Genomic DNA, 17,777 nt, shown 5'->3' on the forward strand with positions numbered 1-17,777 from the left:
GTACATGAGCACTGCAGCGAGGAAACAATGCCGTCAGACGAAGAATTAACCAGTAAGAATTTGTCTGGAAACCATAGCATTGTGGTCCCACCTGATCCCATCCCGAACTCAGAAGTGAAACGCAATCGCGCCGATGGTAGTGTGGGGTCTCCCCATGTGAGAGTAGGTCATTTCCAGGCGCCTAATTTAGTATCCCGCGTAAGCGTGTTACTAAAGGAGCGGTAGTTCAGTTGGTTAGAATACCGGCCTGTCACGCCGGGGGTCGCGGGTTCGAGTCCCGTCCGCTCCGCCAACATTAAGACGAAAGCCTCTGCAGCAATGCAGAGGCTTTTTTCGTTGTGTGCAAAAAGCCTGTGGCCGAGAGCAGAATTCCAGATAATCTACAGCATTCACTCTTTCCATGGAGTTTTAGGCTCTGTCTCAATAGAAAGCGAGAGTGCGGTTTCGAGTCCCGTCCTCCCCAGCTCGTTTCACTTCGCGCGCATGAGCACATCGCTTTGCGATATGCGCCCACCAACATTAAGATGAAAGCCCTAGCAGTAATGCAGAGGCTTTTTTCGTTGTATGCAAAAAGCCTGCGGAGGAGAGCAGAAGTTCAGCTGTGCTGAGATTATTCCAGATAATCTAAAGCATTCACTCCTTCCATGGAGTTTTAGGCTCTGTCTCAATAGAAAGCGAGAGTGCGGGTTCGAGCCCCGTCCTCCCCAGCTCGTTTCACTAGCTTAAGCCGTCCTAGCTTATCTCTATATGCTTATAGCTAAATGCAATAATGTTTAGTCACTAAGTAACTTAAATGTGGCATAATCGGCACAAACACACGCAATTGATCCTGTATTGATAAGATGTGTTACGTCTGACGACCCTTTTTTAGGTGCAGTGGCTTTGCTGAAATTTTTCTCACGTCCCTCGCTCATTATCTTCGCACCTCTGGTGTGTGTCTTGCTGTTCGCGTTTTTTATTACCAGTAGCTACTTTGTCGAGCGCCAGCAGCGCCGAGACTATGTGTCCTCCTCTCAGGTGGAGTCTCTGTCTCAGGGATTGATGCGAATGAATCACCTGGTGGCGATGGCGGCTAAGGCGCAAGACTTCACGCGGGTAGAGGAGGAGCTAGCCTTGCTCGGCAGCGATATTCGCCTATCCGTTTATACGCTTATCGATCGCAGGGGTAACATACGCTTTGCCAATCATGGGGTATGGCGCGACAGCTCGGCGCAGTTAGTGATCGATGGTTATGAGAGTCAGGCCCACAAAGACAGCGTCGCCGAGGGTAGCTCTCGTATCTACTTCAATGATAAGCGTCAGTCGATACAGGCCTATTATCCCATTACACCACAGCTCTCCTCCCTGTCGGTCGAACGTCCCGAACTCATCTATCTCGAATATGATATGGCGCCCATGCTGGCCGCTAGCGATGAAACCGTGTTAGTCGGCTTGATGCGAACGGGCGCGATTGCCTTGGCGACCGCCTTGGTCTTGCTCGGCCTGTTTTACTATTTCGTGTTGTCGCCGATTCGCTATCTGAGTCGCCAGGCGGCGACCCTGGGTCAGCGTGAAGCCGATTCCAGACAAAAGCCAATTGAATCCCCCTTCATTGAACTGCATAGCCTGGAGCAAAACCTTAGGCGCTTTAAGGATAGGTTCCAGCAGGGGGCGAAACAGCTTAAGGATAGCGAGCAGAGATGGCTGTTTGCCGTGGAGGTCTCGCGTTACGGCATCTGGGACTGGAACCTAGAGGACAATAGCGTATTTCTCTCCGACCGCTGGAAGGATATGTTGGGCCATGGCCCCGAAGACTTAGTGCCCGAGCTGGCAACCTGGGAGAGCCGACTGCACCCCGAGGACAAAGAGGGAATACTTAAAAACCTTAACGCCTACCTCAATGGGGAAACCGAGGAATTTGAGAGTGTGCATAGACTGCGTCATCAGCAGGGGCATTACATCTGGGTGCTCGACAGGGGGATGACGGTCGAGTGGAACGAGAAGGGTAAGCCGCTACGCATGATAGGCACGCTGTCCGATGTGACAGAGGATATTCGTAACCAGAAGGCGGCTATGCATCAGGCCAAGCACGACCCGCTCACGGATCTTGCCAATCGCCGCGCCTTGATGGACGCCCTGTATCAGCAGCAGGACGAGTCGGGAAGCTGCGCGGCCTTGTTTATGCTGGACCTGGATAACTTTAAGGTCGTCAACGATGCCCTTGGGCATCATGGTGGCGACAGGCTGCTGATCCAGATCGCTGCCAGGTTATCCAGCTACTTCTCCTCTAACTCGCTGATCGCTCGTGTGGCCGCCGATGAGTTTGTGGTTCTAGTGAAGAAGCTACCGGAGGATCTCCTCGGCGCGCAGCGTCGTGCTCAGGCCTTAGCGAGCCAGATGCGTCAGCTGATTGCCCGCAGCTTCCATATCAGCGGTCATACCTTTAATCTCTCCGCCAGTGTGGGGATCGCCATCATCGATCCAAGCGAGGCTATCCCACCGGAGCAGCAGTTAAAAAGGGTCAATATGGCGCTGGCTCAGGCGAAGGAGAGTGGACGCGATGCCTGTGTGGTCTACAGCAGCGAGATGGATAAGCGCGCCGCACAAAATCTGATGATTCGCACCGAGCTGGTGCATGCCGTCGCACGTCATCAGTTATCTCTCTTCTACCAGCCGCTGTTAAATGCCAAGGGCGAGATTGCCTCGGTCGAGGCCTTGCTGCGCTGGCACCATCCACAGCATGGGGCTATCTCACCGGCCGACTTTATTCCTGTGGCCGAGGGCAGCGCCCTGATCGTCGAATTGGGTGAGTGGGTGTTGCTGGAGGCTTGCCGTTTCATTCGTGGGTTACAGGAACAAGGTATTCGCCCACCTATGGTCTCGATCAATGTCAGCGCGCGTCAGTTCCACCAGGATGAGTTTGCACCTAAGCTGTTGGCCATGCTAAAGGATCAAGGGATCAGCCCTGCCCATATCGAACTTGAGCTTACCGAGCATGTGTTATTGACTGACCTGCAGCAGGTGCGCCAGACCATGACGCAATTGAGAGAGGTAGGGATCAGCATTGCCGTGGATGATTTCGGCACGGGTTATAGCTCGCTGAGCTATCTGCAGGAGTTGCCGTTGAATCGCCTTAAGCTAGATGCCAGCTTTATCAGAGACATGGGTAACGGCGAGGCCTCTGCCTCTATCGTCAAGGCCATGATCGATATGTCTCACAGCCTGAATCTTGAGTTTGTCGCCGAGGGCGTGGAGATCCAGTCTCAGTTCGAGCAGCTCAAGGCCTATCGCTGCGATCTATACCAAGGTTATCTATTCCACCGTCCTATGCCGGGCGAAGAGTTGGCTCGCCTGCTGGTAAGGCTTGGAGATAGGCCGCTGCTATCAAGCGTGTAGGCTGAGAAAGTCTGCCAGTTGTCCCAGCGCCTGGTTTCGGGCGCTATCCCTTTCGATGAAGATTTCATGACGGGCATGGGCGACCTTAAACAGGTGGCAATGCTCTCCCCTGGCTGCATCTTGCGCGCGATTGTCGACGATGGAGTCTTCCTCTGCCTGTAAGATCAAGATAGGCGTCTGAGTGTGTTTCGCGGCTTCTACTGCTTGCTCGCAGGCATCGAGGGACTCGGTTAACCATCGGTTGGTGGGCGAGCCCAGCTGCAGCTGCGGGTAGGTCTCATACAGCCGACGATAGTCTTGATAGCGCTTAGCGCTATGGGTGAGTTCGTTCTGCTCGAAGGGGACGGGTTGATAGTTCTTGCCCCCTAAGACGTAGTTGGGCTTGCTGCTCGAGCCATTGTCCAGGTGTCCGGCCAACCAACGCACGAAGGGCTTAGGCATAGGCAGGCAGATGCCATACATGGGCGCCGATAATACGGCCGCATCGAACACCTTAGGCGCCTGCTGCAGATACAGAGTCGCTATGGTGCCGCCCATGGAGTGCCCCACCAGAAACAGCCTGTCATGTTGCTTGGGAATGATTAGGCTATCGACGAAGAGGCCAAGGTCATCCACATAGTCGGTAAATTTCTCTATGTGTCCCTGGTGCGGATTGTCGGTTAGCCTATCTGAAAGCCCCTGTCCTCTGTGATCCAGGGCATAGACGCTATATCCCAACTGATAGAGATCGAAGATCAGCTCTTGATACTTAAGATAGGCCTCGACACGACCGCTACTGATCACTATCGCCTGATTCGACTCGGGGTGAGCGGCCACGCAGTAGGCCAGCTTGAGTCCATCGCCTGTCGTCAGATAGCCCTGCTCGACACCCTGCCAGAAAGCATTTAGCCGCTGACGATTGTCAGTCAGTTCGCTGGAAAAAACCGGCAGTGTGGTGGCGCTAGTGTCAATGCTTGTAGAGACTGGGGCTGTGGACATGGGCGATCTGAATTAGGGACAAGATGTCTGAGTGTAACACGATATCTTATGGTGATTAATGGCTTGAGGGGGCTAAGTTCCTCAAGCCATTGGTACGCCGGAGGGGCTAGCGAGCGGCCTGAGCGGCGATAAAGTCGTCTATCTGCTGTTCGAGCAGCGCCATAGGCACTGAGCCATTGGCCAAGACCGCATCGTGGAAGGCGCGGATATCGAACTTATCACCCAGCGCCTGTTCGGCCTTGGCGCGTAAACGCTTGATGGTGAGTTCGCCTATCTTGTAGGATAGGGCCTGTCCAGGCCAGGAGATATACCTGTCTATCTCCGTAGTGACATTGTGAAGCGACAGCGCCGTATTGCTGGCCATATAGTCGATGGCCTGCTGACGTGTCCAACCCTTGGCGTGCATGCCGGTGTCGACCACCAGGCGGGCGGCGCGCCACATCTCGTAGGTCAGTCGGCCGAAGTTACTGTAGGGGTCTTGGTAGAAACCGCCTTCCAGTCCGAGATACTCAGAGTAGAGTCCCCAGCCCTCGCCAAACGCCGAGATATAGCTATAACGACGGAAGTTAGGCAGGGAGGTCAGCTCCTTGTTGAGGGAGATCTGCAGGTGATGGCCAGGTACGGCTTCGTGCAGGGTCAGGGCTTCCAACTCATATAGGGGGCGTTTGTCCAAGGCATAGGTGTTGACCCAGTAATAGCCGGGCTGGTCATCGCCACTGGCACCAGAATAACGCCCGGTGGTGTATTTGGGGGCGATCTCGGCTGGCACCTCCTGGATGCCATAGGGCGTGCGCGGCAGCTTGCCGAAGAACTTCGGCAGCATGGCATCGGCCTTCTTGGCGATAAAGGCGGCCTCTTTCAACAGCTGCTCCGGGGTCTTGGCATAGAACTGAGGATCGGTGCGCAGGAAGTGGAGGAAATCGGCGAAGGTGCCCTGATAGCCGAGTTTGTCTATGATCGCCTGCATCTCGGCGCGGATACGCTTAACCTCTTTTAGCCCGAGTTGGTGCACTTCGTTGGCTGTCATTGGCAGCGTAGTGTAGTAGCGTACGCGATTCTCATAGAAGGCTTTACCATCGGGAAGGTCATAGGCGGCGATACTCTCCCGTGCGCCTGGGATATATTCCTGGGTCATGAAGTCGTAGAAGGCCTGATAGCTGGGCAGTACGTTCTGCTCAATCAAGGCCTTGCCCTGCGCCGTCAACTCGGCTTTCTGGGCCTGGGTAAAGTGCTTGGGAAAGTGGGTGAAGGGTTTGAAATAACCGCTCTGCTCAACCGGTACTATGAAAGCGCTAATGCTCTCTTCGAAGCCGTTTAAGACCACCTTAGCCGGGGTGATGCCTTGAGCCAGCCCCTGTTTCAGCCAATAGGTTTGTTGCGCAAAATAGTGGGGCAGGGCCTCGAGCTTGCTTAAGTAATTGCGGTAATCGGCCTCGCTATTGAAGTTGCCCTTAGCGATGGAGGCGATATAGGCGTGAAAGCCGCTCTCTGCGGTGATCGGCAGATAATGGTCGTGGAAACGGTACTGGTCGACGCTGTTTTGTAACTGATAGATGAGTATCTGAGCGTCGATGCGATTGGCCTTATCGAGTGATGCCATATCTAAAGACTTGAGGCGCGTTAACAGCGCCTGCTCTGCCTGGTTATGGTTTGCCAGCGCCTCGGGTGAGAGGTCATCTAGTTTACCCGCCGCCTTCTCGTCTCCCTGTGCGTAGGCCATTTCTGGGCTAGACTCTAATCTAAGTTGCCAGGCATCGTCTATGATGCGCTGTAACTGCTGATGGCTCTGGCTGACACTGATTTGCGGCGCCGTGGCGACATCCGCTGTAGGGGCCATTTGGCAGGCTGTGAGGCTGAATAAGAGTAGGCAAGGGGCTAAGGGTTTATACATGGGTGGTCCTGTTGTCATTATTATGGGCCCAGGAATGGGTACCACGATTATGCAATATTCAATTTGGTGGGTCACCCACGGCACTAGATAAATTGTGAGCAGGTATTGCAGCAGAGTTAAGTCGAAAGCTGAACATAAGTCATGCATATCGTTAAAAAATGCATGTTATAGTTGCAACAACTTCAGACCAGACAAAAAACAATATTGGCTGAGGGGTTCAAATAGGGGTTAAATATGATTGATACATCCATTCCGTTGGTGGATCTGCATCGTCATCTTGATGGTAACGTCAGGGTGGAAACGATTTGGGACCTGGGCCACCAACACAATATTGCTTTACCTGCCGATTCCTTGGAAGGTTTAGCGCCTTTCGTTCAAATTCAGGGGAAAGAATCAAGTCTGGTGGCTTTTCTAAAGAAGCTCGACTGGATGGTTGCCGTCCTGGCGGATCTCGATGCGGTTAAACGCGTGGCCTATGAAAACGTCGCCGATGCGGCGATCTCTGGTCTGGATTACGCCGAGTTGAGATTCAGTCCTTACTATATGGCGATGAACCACAAGTTGCCGATAGAAGGGGTCGTCGAAGCCGTTATCGACGGGGTTAAGGCGGGTCTTAAGGACTATGAGGTGAAGATCAACCTGATCGGTATCATGTCTCGCTCCTTCGGTCAGGATGCCTGTATGCAGGAGCTGGACGCTTTGCTGGCACACAAGCAGCACCTGGTAGCGATGGACCTGGCTGGGGATGAGCTAGGCTTCCCGGGCGCCCTGTTTAACGATCACTTCAAGAAGGTGCGTGACGCCGGGTTAGCCATTACGGCCCATGCCGGTGAGGCTGCCGGCGCCGAGAGCATGTGGCAGGCTATTCAGGAGCTGGGGGCAACCCGTATCGGCCATGGGGTTAATGCGATACATGATCCTAAGCTGATGGAGTATCTTGCCGCCAACAGGATAGGCATAGAGTCCTGTCCAACCAGTAACTTGCACACCTCGACCGTAACCAGTTATCAGGAGCATCCGCTGCGCACCTTCATGGAGGCGGGCGTGTTGATTGGTCTTAACACAGACGATCCGGGCGTGAGTGCCATCGACATCAAGCACGAGTATCGTACCGTAAAGCAGGAGATGGGCTTTAGCGATGCCGAGCTGGCACAGCTACAGCGTAACGGCGTGGAGATGGCCTTTATCTCCGACAGCGAGCGTAAGGCGCTCTACGCCGCTAAAGCCTAAGAAAACATAAACAAAAAAGCCGATGAATCATCATCGGCTTTTTTCATGTTCGGGGATTAGATAACCCGAGAGAACTGCTGTTGACGAGCCTTGTCGCGGAAGTAGACGTCGAAACAGATACAGATGTTGCGGATCAGCAGACGGCCGGTTTCGCCAACTGTGATCTTTCTGTCTTTGACTTCGACCAGCTTGTCGTCGATAAAGGTTTGAAGTAGCTTGAGATCTTCGGCGAAGTACTCTTCAAACTTAATGCCTAATCGCTCATCCATCTTGGCCATATCCAGATCGAAGTGGCAGATCAGCTGCTTGATCACGGCGCGGCGGATCTCGTCGTCACGATTAAGTTTGCAGCCTTTCCACAGGGCATGACCCTTCTCATCCACCGACTCATAGTAAGGACGGATATCTTTCTGGTTCTGGGCGTAGCAATCGCCGATCTGGCTGATGGAAGATACCCCAAGACCTAGAAGATCACACTCTTCCTGGGTCGTGTAACCCTGGAAGTTACGGTGCAGGCGACCTTCGTTTTGCAAAATAGCAAGCTCATCATCCGGCTTGGCGAAGTGGTCCATGCCTATGTATTGGTAGCCAGCACCTGTCAGCGTCTCGATAGTCTGGTGTAGCATCTCCAGCTTCTGCTGTGGTGTCGGCAGATGCTCGTCCTTAATCTTACGCTGGGCCGCGAAACGTGCCGGTAGGTGAGCGTAGTTAAAGACAGAGAGTCTGTCGGGAGACAGATCCAATACGCGCTGCATAGTCTCTGCAAAGCTCTGCGGTGTCTGGTGTGGCAGGCCGTAGATCAGGTCGATGTTGGTCGACACGAAGCCCATGGCTTTGGCCTTGGCGATCAGGTCGAAGATAAACTGCTCGTCCTGTTCACGGTTAACGGCAATCTGCACCTCTTTGTTGAAGTCCTGCACGCCGACCGAGATACGGTTGAAGCCAGCTTCTTTGAGGGTGTCTAGCATAGAGAGTTCGATCTCGCGTGGATCGACCTCGATAGAGTATTCACCCTCTTCGGCAATATTAAAGTGCTCTCTGAGCAGCGCCGACAGCCTGAGGATCTGCTCTGGGCTGAGGAAGGTTGGCGTACCGCCACCCCAGTGGATCTGGGTGACCTGATAATGCTTAAACAGTGGTGCGCGTTTAACGATCTCTGCCGCCAGATATTCGATATATTGGTCGGCCTTGTGCTGGTGACGGGTGATCACCTTGTTGCAGCCGCAGTAGTAGCAGAGCTTGGCGCAGAAAGGAATGTGTAGATACAGCGACAGTTTATTGCTCTTACTGTTGGCAATAGAGGTGAGCAGGTCTTCTTCGGTGAAGGAGGCGTCAAATTCTAGTGCGGTCGGGTAAGAGGTATAACGAGGACCGCTGTAATTATATTTTTCGATCATTGACTGATCCCAACTAATTTGGGTGGGCTGCTTCAAGGCGTGTCCTCCGAGGGTGGTAAATTAGCAACTAGCGAAGTATGCAATGTTATTGAGTGAATAACATTGATCCAGGTTGCAAATTAGCACTGCAATTTATGTTAGCTGTCGAATATCCTTGTTTTCGGCTTAAATGTCTTGGTCTTAAGCCGTTTTTGTGCACCGACTCACGTCAGTGGCTGAGGTGGGCATAGGCTTTGGTCAGCAGGGCCACCTCGGCCATGATCTCCGCTTCCAGGGCGGATTCTGACTTCATTCTCTCTAAGTCTAGTTTCATGCGCTGCTGCTTGGCCAACGCCTTGCGCTGCTCCATGATAGGGTGGGACTCGATGATCTCATAATGCTTAAAGAGCGCCGGGTACTGGTGTTTCACCTGCTCTGTGTGGCCGAGAATATTGAACAGCTTACCGATACGCATCACGCCCTCTGACAGTTCACAGCGCTCGTCGAGCATGGCGGCGGCGATATAGTGAATGTTGCCGAGCAGTTCCAGCTCCTTGGCGTCAGCCGCGGCCTGTTGTGCCTCGCGTTGCGCTTTTTGGCGTGCGGTTTGCTGTTTTAGCTTGAGTAACAGGCTGGCGGCATAGGCGGCCAGTCCTAAGATGATGATGGCGCCCAGGATGAGGAGTGTCGTAGTCATAATGCAATCCGAGGTGTTGGTTAGCTAGGTGTTAATCACAGAGGCGAGATAGAGAAATGGCATCGAATCGATGCCATTTGGGTTAGCCTGAGGCTAGTCTTTATCTTGATAATCTTTGAGCAGATCGGCGCCAGATTCAAACTTATCCAGCAGATCGTCGTCTGAGCCGACCGTGGTCTTCATCACATGCTCGAGGTCATCCTCTTCTGTGATGCCCAGGCGATCCATCAGGCGCTCGATCTCTGTTAGTTGCTTCTCTAACCAGGCTTGATCCGTATCGTTGAGATCCCGACCTTCTTCAAGCATGTCGAGCAGCTTGTTGAGTCTAGGATCTTCCTCTAGCTTCAGCAGTTTCTGTTCGTCGCTCATCTTAGGTGCCTTGGGCTGCTTGGCCACAGGCGCCTTAGTCGGAAGCTCTAGTGCGACAGGCTTCTTGCTGCCGTGGCGAGGATCTTTGGCCTGTGCCGTGCCCGATTGCTTCTGTTGGATCTGTTTTTCGTTATGACGACTGCCCGCTTTATTGCCCGACTTCTGTTTCTTGCCCGTGACGACACGGTCTTCTTTCTTGGTTCTAGGCGGACGTTTTGGCGCATTCTCATTGATCTTGCGCGATTTCTTACGGGTCATAACGTTAATCTCAACTACAAAAAATCGTGAACCTACCTAACCCTGAGTTAGATAAGTGAACTTGGGTCGCGTGTTATACCAGATCCTGTTGGTTTTTGCACCAAAATGAGATCTTTCGAGGCGAATAATAGCCTAAACTCGGCCTGGCTTGCCAAATATTGGAAGGTGGCTTGCTGATAAAAGCTGACATGGGTCAGATTGTTCTTGTGGTGCCATTTGGGAAAGCCCTGAAGCTCGGTGAGCAGTTGGGTGCTGATCGCCATCCAGCCGCCGGGTTTAAGTAAGGAACAAAGCAGCTGCCACTCCTTTCCAGGAAAGCGAAAGTGCTCGAAGACGCGATAACAACAGATGAAGTCGTATTCGAGTCTTAGCAGGGTATGATCCGGGGCGAAGTGTGGATCATACTGGTTGAGCTGATGGCCTCGGGCTTTGATGGCGTCTATCGCCTGTGGGTTTAGCAGTCGGCCGAAGTTGAGTCCAAGCAGTGAGCCCTGAACCTGCTGCTCACACTGAGTGATCAGGCTCGAGAGGAATTGCTGCAGCGGCTTGTCTTTACTATTGGCTGAGCGGTAGCGTTTTACCTCGGCGCTGGGGGGCAAATGAGAGCTGGCATCGGCAAACAGCAGCATGCAGCGTTTACAGCGATAGATGCAGCGTTTTCTATCTTGATAGAAGGGGGCTGTCTCTTCGCTGCTGCACAGGGGGCATCTTCGCATGGCTAGGGCATGACTCTTAAAGGCTGGGTTAATTGCTGCTACCCGGTTTAATTTACTGTAGGCCAAGCGGAAACAGAAGCGTATTTTTTGCCGGATATAAAAAAAGGCGACAGTATCACTGTCGCCTTCCAAAAAGTACCAAAGGTACTCAATTCTGATTCCAAGTTTCCTTACTTGCTATGCGACTCTCCCAGTCGGATTCCATCTTATTTTTTAATCTGCTTTCCATGCATAGTTATTTTCGTTTTCGGTCTTCCAGACGCTTTTTTTCTTTCCCTGTCGCCTTCCTGACCACAGCTTCCGTAGATGGTCTTCATTGACACATCACAATCCATATCGTCATCTTTGACGCCTAATAAACCATCCCTGTTCGGTTTACATTAAGTTCAGCAGTAAGCAGTTCAACTGTTTTCTGAACCGTAAGGAAAATGCTAATTAGCGCATTGGCCTTCCTAACCAATATCCTTACCAAGTTTTTACGACCTGACTTCAGATGCGAAGTACTTCTCTTATTATTTTTAGTGAGTGGTCAAAAAATTATTATTATTTTTGCTTAACTTTATTCTTATATCTTAAATGTAATCACATACCGAAATCTGTTTATTGTTATTAGGTAGATTTTATACAAACAGTTGGGTTTACCTCGGTACGGGCACAATTAAAACGAAATCTGTGATCTATGTCAAGCATCAATTTTCTGCAGTTTACGTAAACGTAAACCTTGGTTGATTAAAAAGGGTGGTATAAACCACCCTCTCGTTATCCAGCGATTAATTACTTAATGCTTGAAATATATTTAGATAGTGCTTCGATATCTTCACTGGTCAGCTTCTTGGCAACGTCTTGCATCATGCCGTTTAGGTCGTTGTTACGACTTGTATCGTGAAACTTATTCAGCTGGATCTTGATGTAGTTAGCGTGTTGGCCCGCGATAGCTGGGAAGCCTGCAGCCTCAGAACCTTTACCGCTAGGACCGTGACAGGCGATACATGCAGTCACACCACGTACGGCGTCACCACCCTTGTATAGTTGCTCACCCAGTTCAGGCACGTCTTTGACTTCGCTCATCGCAAGTTTTTGCGAAGAGAAGTAAGCCGCCAAATCTTCGATATCCTGATCCGACAATGCCGCTGCCATAGGGCTCATCATAGGATCGTTACGGCCTTCTTTACCGCCTGTGTGGGCAGCTTGACGCAGTTCGGTTAACTGCTTCTTCAGGTAAGTTTCTTGTTGACCCGCAATCTTGGGGTACATGTCGATCATACTGTTACCATCAACACCGTGACAGGCAGAACAAATGATTGCTTTAGTTTTTCCCGCTTCAGCATCACCTGCTGCTAGAGCCGGAGTTGATAGAGTGGCTAACATCGATAGCGCAATAGCGAACTTTTTCATGGCGTTCCAACTTTTAGTTAAATTTTTTGTCCTGAGCTTACGAGAGTGACCTGCAAGCGTGATAAAATATGATTTATGTGATCGGGGTAATATTTTACACGAAATTGTGCAAATGTAAGCAAGTCTTCGATATTTAAACTGAAGAAATAACAAATTTTGGGGTGGGTAGTGACTGATTCTCGTATCGATTTTCGACAGGCTAAGTTTTTGATCAGTGCGCCGGATATTGCGCATCTGGATGAGTACTTGCCCGGTGATGTAGGCGTCGAAATCGCCTTTGCTGGCCGCTCTAATGCCGGAAAGTCGAGCGCATTAAACCAATTAACCGAGCAGAAGAACCTGGCAAGAACCAGTAAGACACCTGGGCGTACCCAGTTGATCAACGTCTTCGCGATCGATGAGCACAGACGCCTGGTGGATTTGCCTGGCTATGGTTTCGCTCAGGTACCACTGGCCATGAAGAAAAAATGGCAGCAGGCGCTGGGGCAATATCTGCAGGAACGCGCCTGTTTGAGTGGCCTGGTCGTGCTGATGGACATTCGTCATCCGCTCAAGGATCTCGACATGCAGATGATCGAGTGGGCGGTTGATTGCGATATTCCCGTGCTGGCCTTGCTGACCAAGTGTGACAAGTTGGCGCAGAGTGCTCGAATGAAGACGGTTAACGATGTGCGTAAGGTCTTGGCGGACTTCGGCGACGGCGTGAAGGTGGAGCCATTCTCTTCCCTGAAGGGAACCGGCAAGCCTAAGGTGCTGGGGATTCTTAACGAATGGTGTCATCCAGACTGGCTGGTGGAGGCCTTGGCCGACGCCGAGCAAGAGTAGTAGAGTAATTTTTTATGATGAAGAGCGCCTCCAGATTGGGGGCGTTTTTTTATGCCTGGTTTTTAATGGCTAAGACGCTTAGCTGCAGAGGCTATTAGTGGGTAACTCTTTGAGTGGCTATGTAACGGCGGGTAAAAAAATGCCGACGGCTACGCCATCGGCAAAAAATACATTAGCTCTTTTGGGGAGAAGCTAAATTTCAACAAGACTCAAGTTCTATCGGTCATCGACCAATAGTTCTCAGTGGTCATAGGATAGCCCGAATCCCACCCAAATTAAAGTATTTGCTCTAAATTAAATTTCAGACGAAAAAAAGCCCCAGCAAGTAACTTGCTGGGGCGCCAGAATTTGGCTTTTCACTTAACGTGAAATAAAAAAAGGTCTGAAAGATAGAACATCTTAACCTCTGTACCCTACGCAGAGAATAATACTTCATTGGTCGTAATATGGGAAACTGTTTTTTGTAAAAAACGACAATAATGTGAGCAATGTCTAAAAAAGTGCTCAATAAAAGCACAGGTTTTTGATCTGAAATTTACCAAAATTGCCTTTAAAAGAGCTGTTTAGTTAAAAACTGCTCTTAAGTGAAAAAACATTACTATTTTTGGTGGTTTTTACGGCTTCGAGGGCCAAGAGGGTGAGATGCCAGGGTGAATGGGTCTCATAGCATAAAAAAATGCCCCGGCAGGCCGGGGCATGGTCGAGGCATTTTTGTGGCTCAATGCAGATTTAATTGAGCATTGAGCCTAGTATCTGGTGAGCCAGAGTCGCAAACCTAAGCCTAGTGCGCCTGTTCCCAGTTATCGCCGATACCAGCCTCGGCCAGTAACTCGACATCTAAGGAGGCGGCCTGCGCCATCAGTTCACACACCTTGAGTTTGAGCGAGTCGGCCTTGTCGGCATCGACCTCAAACACGAGTTCATCGTGAACCTGCATGATCATGGTGATCTCTCCCTGAGTCTCTGTCTCGATCCACTGGGCGATATTGATCATGGCCTTCTTGATGATATCGGCGGCCGTGCCCTGCATCGGCGCGTTAATTGCGGCGCGCTCCGCTGCCTGACGGCGCATGGCGTTTCTATCCTTGATGGCTGGCAGGTAGAGTCTGCGACCATAGAGGGTCGATACGTATCCCTGTTCGGCGGCGGCAGCGCGGGTATCTTCCATATACTTGAGCACGCCAGGATAGCGTTTGAAGTAGATGTCAATATATTGCTGGGCCTCGTGACGCGGAATATCCAGCTGGCGGGCCAGGCCGAAGGCCGACATGCCATAGATGAGACCAAAGTTCACCGCCTTGGCGCGGCGACGCTGTTCGCTGGTGACTTCGCCGAAGTCGACGTCAAATACCTCGGCGGCGGTAGCTCTGTGGATATCCTTGCCCTGGGCAAAGGCACTCAGCAGGCCTTTATCCTGGGAGAGGTGGGCCATGATCCTCAGCTCGATCTGCGAATAGTCGGCTGCGAGGATCTTGCGTCCCTCTGGCGCCACGAAGGCGTGACGAATACGGCGGCCCTCCTCGGTGCGGATGGGGATGTTCTGCAGGTTAGGTTCGCTGGATGACAGGCGACCCGTGGCGGCGATGGCCTGGTGGTAGCTGGTATGTACCCGGCCAGTCTTGCCATCGACCATCAGCGGCAACTTGTCTGTGTAGGTGCTCTTAAGCTTAGACAGGCTCCTGTGCTCCAGGATGATCTTGGGCAGAGGATAGTCCAGTGCCAGCTCGACCAGCACCTCTTCGGCGGTGGACGGTGCGCCCTTAGGGGTCTTCTTCAATACAGGGTAACCCAGTTTCTCGAAGAAGAGGGCCTGCAGCTGTTTGGTCGAGCCCAGGTTAAAGGGCTCTTCAGCGATCTCGTAGGCCTTCTGTTCCAGCTCATCTATCTTGCGTGCCAACTCGTCGCTCTGCTGGCCCAGCAACATGCTGTCGATCAACACGCCCTGACGTTCGATTTGAGACAGTATGCTGACCAGAGGCAGTTCTATGTCGGTAAAGACGCTGGCAAGCTCGCTGGCCTTTTGCAGTCTTGGCCAGAGATGTTGATGCAGCCTGAGTGTGATATCGGCGTCTTCGGCGGCGTAAGGTGCTGCCGTCTCCAGCGGGATCTGGTTGAAGGTCAGCTGCTTAACGCCCTTGCCCGCGATCTCTTCGAAGCTAATATTCTTATGACCCAGGTATTTCAGTGCCAGGTCATCCATGTTGTGCTTGGAGGCGACCGAGTTAAACACATAGGACTCGAGCATGGTATCGAAGGCCACGCCCTTGAGGGAGATACCGACGTTGGCCAGTATGCTCATGTCATATTTAAGGTTCTGCCCCACCTTGAGAAGGCTAGGGTCTTCCAGCAGTGGCTTGAGCTTGGCCAGTACCTGCTCACTGTCGAGCTGCTCTGGGACATCGGCATAATCGTGTGCCAGCGGCAGATAGGCGGCCTTGCCTGGCTCGATGGCAAACGAGAGCCCCACCAGTTTGGCCTCCATGTAGTTGAGGCTGGTGGTTTCGGTATCCAGGGCAAATAGTGGTGCGGCGGCCAGTGCCTTTAGCCACTCATCTAAGGCTTCCCAAGTCAGAATGGTGTCGTACTGGGTATCGATAGTTTGAGGCGCCGGCACTTCGTCGGCCTCTTCTTGGCTGCTGGCACTCGACTTGTTGTCTAACACCTCGGCCAGCCAGCGCTTAAACTCCATCTCGCCGTAGCATTTGATCAGTTCGTCGCGATCTGCGTCTTGAATGTTGAGCTGGTGCCAGTCTTGTTCCAGTTCGACGTCGCACTTGATGGTCGCCAGCTCATAGGAGAGTTTGAGCATGTCGCCATGTTCGGCGATCTTGGCGGGCATGGTCTTAGACCCCCTAAAGCCGAGCTCCGGCATCTTCTCTGGGTTGGCGAGGATGGATTCGACGCCGCCGACGCCTTGTAGCATCGCCAGCGCCGTCTTCTCACCCACGCCAGGCAGGCCGGGGATGTTATCTGCCTTATCGCCTTGCAGTGCCAGTAGGTCGATGATCAGCTCAGGGCCGACACCAAACTTCTTGCACACCTCTTGAGGGCCTAGGATTGTGTTGGTCATAGTGTTGATCAGGGTGATCTTGTCATCCACCAACTGGGCCATATCTTTATCGCCCGTACTGATCAGCACGGAGCGGCCTTCCTGGCTCGCCTGTCTGGCGATGGTGCCTATGACATCATCGGCCTCGACGCCGGGGATGCAGACCAGGGGGAGTCCCAATGCGCGAATGATGCGATGCAGTGGCTCGATCTGCGTCCTGAGATCGTCCGGCATGGGGGGTCTGTGGGCCTTATATTCGGCATACATCTGATTGCGGAAGGTTTTTCCCTTGGCATCGAACACCACCGCCATCTGGGTCGGCTTATATTGGTTAAGCAGGCTGCGTAGCATGTTGATCACGCCATACACAGCCCCCGTGGCTTCACCCTTGGAGTTGGTCAGGTGAGGCGGCGCATAGTAGGCGCGGTAAAGATAGGAAGAACCATCCACAAGAATGAGTGGGTTTTCAGCGATATTAGGCATAATTTTATCTATTTTTTCGGTATGCGATGATGGCGCTAGCATGCCATATTAGGGCGATTTCGGCCACGGCAAATTACTCAGCAGCCTGTGGATAAGTCTGTGAGCTAAAAAAGTTTCAGCGAGTAGGGATCACGACGACGAACATAAGCGGGTGATGCAACTTGTTGATTTGTTTTTGTATTATATTTTTATGTGAACTAGGTATTACTTCCGAGTAAAAATTCCTAATTTGTGGATTTTTTATTTTGTCATCCATATTTATGCTCTGACTTGGCGAAATTGCTCGGCCTTGTTAGAGTCGATGAACTAACTTAGCATGAAAAATAATCAGATCAACCCTTTTGTTATCTGGTTGTTAAAACCATTCGGTCTATTAAAGGAGTTTTTAATGAAAAAATTTGCTGTTTTATTAAGCGGCGCGGGAGTGTTCGACGGCAGCGAACTTCATGAGGCGGTATTGACTCTGCTGTCGCTGACCCAGGCCGGAGTAAGTTATCAATGTTTCGCACCCAACATAGAGCAGATGCATGTGGTGAATCACCTCACAGGTGAGGTGGCCGTGGGAGAGCATCGCAACGTGCTGGTGGAGTCGGCGCGTATTGCTCGTGGCGACATCAAGGCAACGGACGAGTTAGATATCCAGGCCTTCGATGGTCTGGTGATCCCAGGTGGCTTTGGCGCCGCGAAGAACCTGTGTAACTTTGCCGTGGTCGGCAGTGAGTGTGAGGTGGCACCCAGCGTGAAGGCCTTCATCAGCGAGTTTGTCGAGGCGGACAAGCCGGTGGGCTTTATCTGTATCTCGCCCGTGATGATCCCTAAGCTCTACGGCGAGAAGGCCAAGGGCACCATAGGCCATGACAGCGACACGGCCCACGCCTTTAACCTGATGGGCGGTGAGCATGTGGAGGCCAATGTCGAGCAGATCGTCGTCGATGAGGCGCGCAAACTGGTGAGCACGCCGGCCTACATGTTGGCCGAGAATATTGCCCAGGCCCATATCGGTATAGATAAGCTGGTGAAGAAGGTGATCGAGCTGGCGTGATCCCATGCCCAACCGCAATAAATAACCTTCACTCATGGTGATTGGTATTAGCCAATCAAAAAGGGCCCATTTAATGGGCCCTTAAAGATCTCG

Annotated in this window: 12 protein-coding genes, 1 tRNA gene and 1 rRNA gene; 6 read left to right on the plus strand and 8 right to left on the minus strand. The window is 52.0% G+C overall.

Annotation, left to right across the window (positions count from 1 at the left end):
- The first annotated feature begins 63 nt into the window (after window positions 1-63).
- The 3 genes from rrf (at window position 64) to AYI87_RS08615 (ending at window position 3,375) form a co-directional block, all read left to right on the plus strand.
- Window positions 64-179: ribosomal RNA gene (gene rrf, locus AYI87_RS08605) — 5S ribosomal RNA — on the plus strand.
- Between the two features lie 36 nt (window positions 180-215).
- Window positions 216-292, plus strand: a tRNA-Asp gene (locus AYI87_RS08610).
- A gap of 584 nt (window positions 293-876) precedes the next feature.
- Window positions 877-3,375, plus strand: a complete 2,499-nt coding sequence (locus AYI87_RS08615) for a putative bifunctional diguanylate cyclase/phosphodiesterase (protein WP_260865111.1) — start codon at window positions 877-879, stop codon at window positions 3,373-3,375.
- Here AYI87_RS08615 and AYI87_RS08620 read toward each other — a convergent pair.
- Together AYI87_RS08620 and AYI87_RS08625 are read right to left on the minus strand one after the other, a co-directional pair.
- A complete protein-coding gene (locus AYI87_RS08620) occupies window positions 3,364-4,353 on the minus strand; it encodes an alpha/beta fold hydrolase (RefSeq protein WP_144201255.1) in 990 nt (329 codons plus the stop codon). The genes AYI87_RS08615 and AYI87_RS08620 overlap by 12 nt on opposite strands.
- A 106-nt stretch (window positions 4,354-4,459) precedes the next feature.
- A complete protein-coding gene (locus tag AYI87_RS08625; RefSeq protein WP_144201257.1) occupies window positions 4,460-6,244 on the minus strand; it encodes a DUF885 domain-containing protein in 1,785 nt (594 codons plus the stop codon).
- Between the two features lie 234 nt (window positions 6,245-6,478).
- Between AYI87_RS08625 and add the strand changes: the two genes are divergently transcribed.
- Complete coding sequence (add, locus tag AYI87_RS08630; protein ID WP_144201259.1) at window positions 6,479-7,474, plus strand: adenosine deaminase; 996 nt, start codon at window positions 6,479-6,481, stop codon at window positions 7,472-7,474.
- 56 nt (window positions 7,475-7,530) lie between these two features.
- On the opposite strand, the gene hemN is transcribed toward add, so the two are convergent.
- The 5 genes from hemN to AYI87_RS08655 all read right to left on the minus strand — a co-directional run bounded on the left by hemN (window position 7,531) and on the right by AYI87_RS08655 (window position 12,285).
- Entirely contained in the window at window positions 7,531-8,907 is a 1,377-nt protein-coding gene (gene hemN / locus AYI87_RS08635; protein WP_144201261.1) for an oxygen-independent coproporphyrinogen III oxidase, read from the minus strand.
- Window positions 8,908-9,079: 172 nt separating this feature from the next.
- Window positions 9,080-9,547: a DUF2489 domain-containing protein gene (locus tag AYI87_RS08640; RefSeq protein WP_144201262.1), complete on the minus strand. Its 468-nt coding sequence runs from the start codon at window positions 9,545-9,547 to the stop codon at window positions 9,080-9,082.
- A gap of 93 nt (window positions 9,548-9,640) precedes the next feature.
- Window positions 9,641-10,174 carry a Der GTPase-activating protein YihI gene (yihI, locus tag AYI87_RS08645; RefSeq protein WP_144201264.1) on the minus strand — a complete coding sequence of 178 codons (534 nt, stop codon included), beginning with the start codon at window positions 10,172-10,174 and terminating at the stop codon, window positions 9,641-9,643.
- Between the two features lie 47 nt (window positions 10,175-10,221).
- The gene (locus tag AYI87_RS08650) at window positions 10,222-10,890 is read right to left on the minus strand and encodes a methyltransferase domain-containing protein (protein ID WP_144201266.1); all 669 of its coding nucleotides are present in this window, start codon (window positions 10,888-10,890) and stop codon (window positions 10,222-10,224) included.
- 774 nt (window positions 10,891-11,664) lie between these two features.
- Window positions 11,665-12,285: a c-type cytochrome gene (locus AYI87_RS08655; RefSeq protein WP_011867510.1), complete on the minus strand. Its 621-nt coding sequence runs from the start codon at window positions 12,283-12,285 to the stop codon at window positions 11,665-11,667.
- Window positions 12,286-12,453: 168 nt separating this feature from the next.
- Between AYI87_RS08655 and yihA the strand changes: the two genes are divergently transcribed.
- Window positions 12,454-13,110 (plus strand): ribosome biogenesis GTP-binding protein YihA/YsxC, encoded by a 657-nt coding sequence (yihA, locus tag AYI87_RS08660; RefSeq protein ID WP_144201268.1) that lies wholly within the window; start codon window positions 12,454-12,456, stop codon window positions 13,108-13,110.
- A gap of 781 nt (window positions 13,111-13,891) precedes the next feature.
- Here the strand turns inward: yihA and polA are convergent.
- Window positions 13,892-16,642, minus strand: coding sequence for a DNA polymerase I (polA, locus tag AYI87_RS08665; RefSeq protein WP_144201270.1), 2,751 nt, complete (start codon window positions 16,640-16,642; stop codon window positions 13,892-13,894).
- Between the two features lie 388 nt (window positions 16,643-17,030).
- On the opposite strand from polA, the gene elbB reads away from it, so the two are divergent.
- Window positions 17,031-17,684 carry an isoprenoid biosynthesis glyoxalase ElbB gene (elbB, locus tag AYI87_RS08670; protein WP_144201272.1) on the plus strand — a complete coding sequence of 218 codons (654 nt, stop codon included), beginning with the start codon at window positions 17,031-17,033 and terminating at the stop codon, window positions 17,682-17,684.
- Window positions 17,685-17,777: the final 93 nt, after the last annotated feature.

Origin of the sequence: Shewanella sp. KCT (assembly GCF_007636505.1) — a bacterium.
GTDB classification, from domain to species: domain Bacteria; phylum Pseudomonadota; class Gammaproteobacteria; order Enterobacterales; family Shewanellaceae; genus Shewanella; species Shewanella halotolerans.

What these genes read in the sequence shown, in the direction of transcription:
- add (WP_144201259.1), top strand. Translation starts at nt 6,479, where the DNA reads ATGATTGATACATCCATTCCGTTGGTGGATCTGCATCGTCATCTTGAT.
- yihI (WP_144201264.1), bottom strand. Translation starts at nt 10,174, where the DNA reads ATGACCCGTAAGAAATCGCGCAAGATCAATGAGAATGCGCCAAAACGT.
- AYI87_RS08625 (WP_144201257.1), bottom strand. Translation starts at nt 6,244, where the DNA reads ATGTATAAACCCTTAGCCCCTTGCCTACTCTTATTCAGCCTCACAGCC.
- AYI87_RS08650 (WP_144201266.1), bottom strand. Translation starts at nt 10,890, where the DNA reads ATGCGAAGATGCCCCCTGTGCAGCAGCGAAGAGACAGCCCCCTTCTAT.
- AYI87_RS08620 (WP_144201255.1), bottom strand. Translation starts at nt 4,353, where the DNA reads ATGTCCACAGCCCCAGTCTCTACAAGCATTGACACTAGCGCCACCACA.
- AYI87_RS08640 (WP_144201262.1), bottom strand. Translation starts at nt 9,547, where the DNA reads ATGACTACGACACTCCTCATCCTGGGCGCCATCATCATCTTAGGACTG.
- polA (WP_144201270.1), bottom strand. Translation starts at nt 16,642, where the DNA reads ATGCCTAATATCGCTGAAAACCCACTCATTCTTGTGGATGGTTCTTCC.
- AYI87_RS08655 (WP_011867510.1), bottom strand. Translation starts at nt 12,285, where the DNA reads ATGAAAAAGTTCGCTATTGCGCTATCGATGTTAGCCACTCTATCAACT.
- elbB (WP_144201272.1), top strand. Translation starts at nt 17,031, where the DNA reads ATGAAAAAATTTGCTGTTTTATTAAGCGGCGCGGGAGTGTTCGACGGC.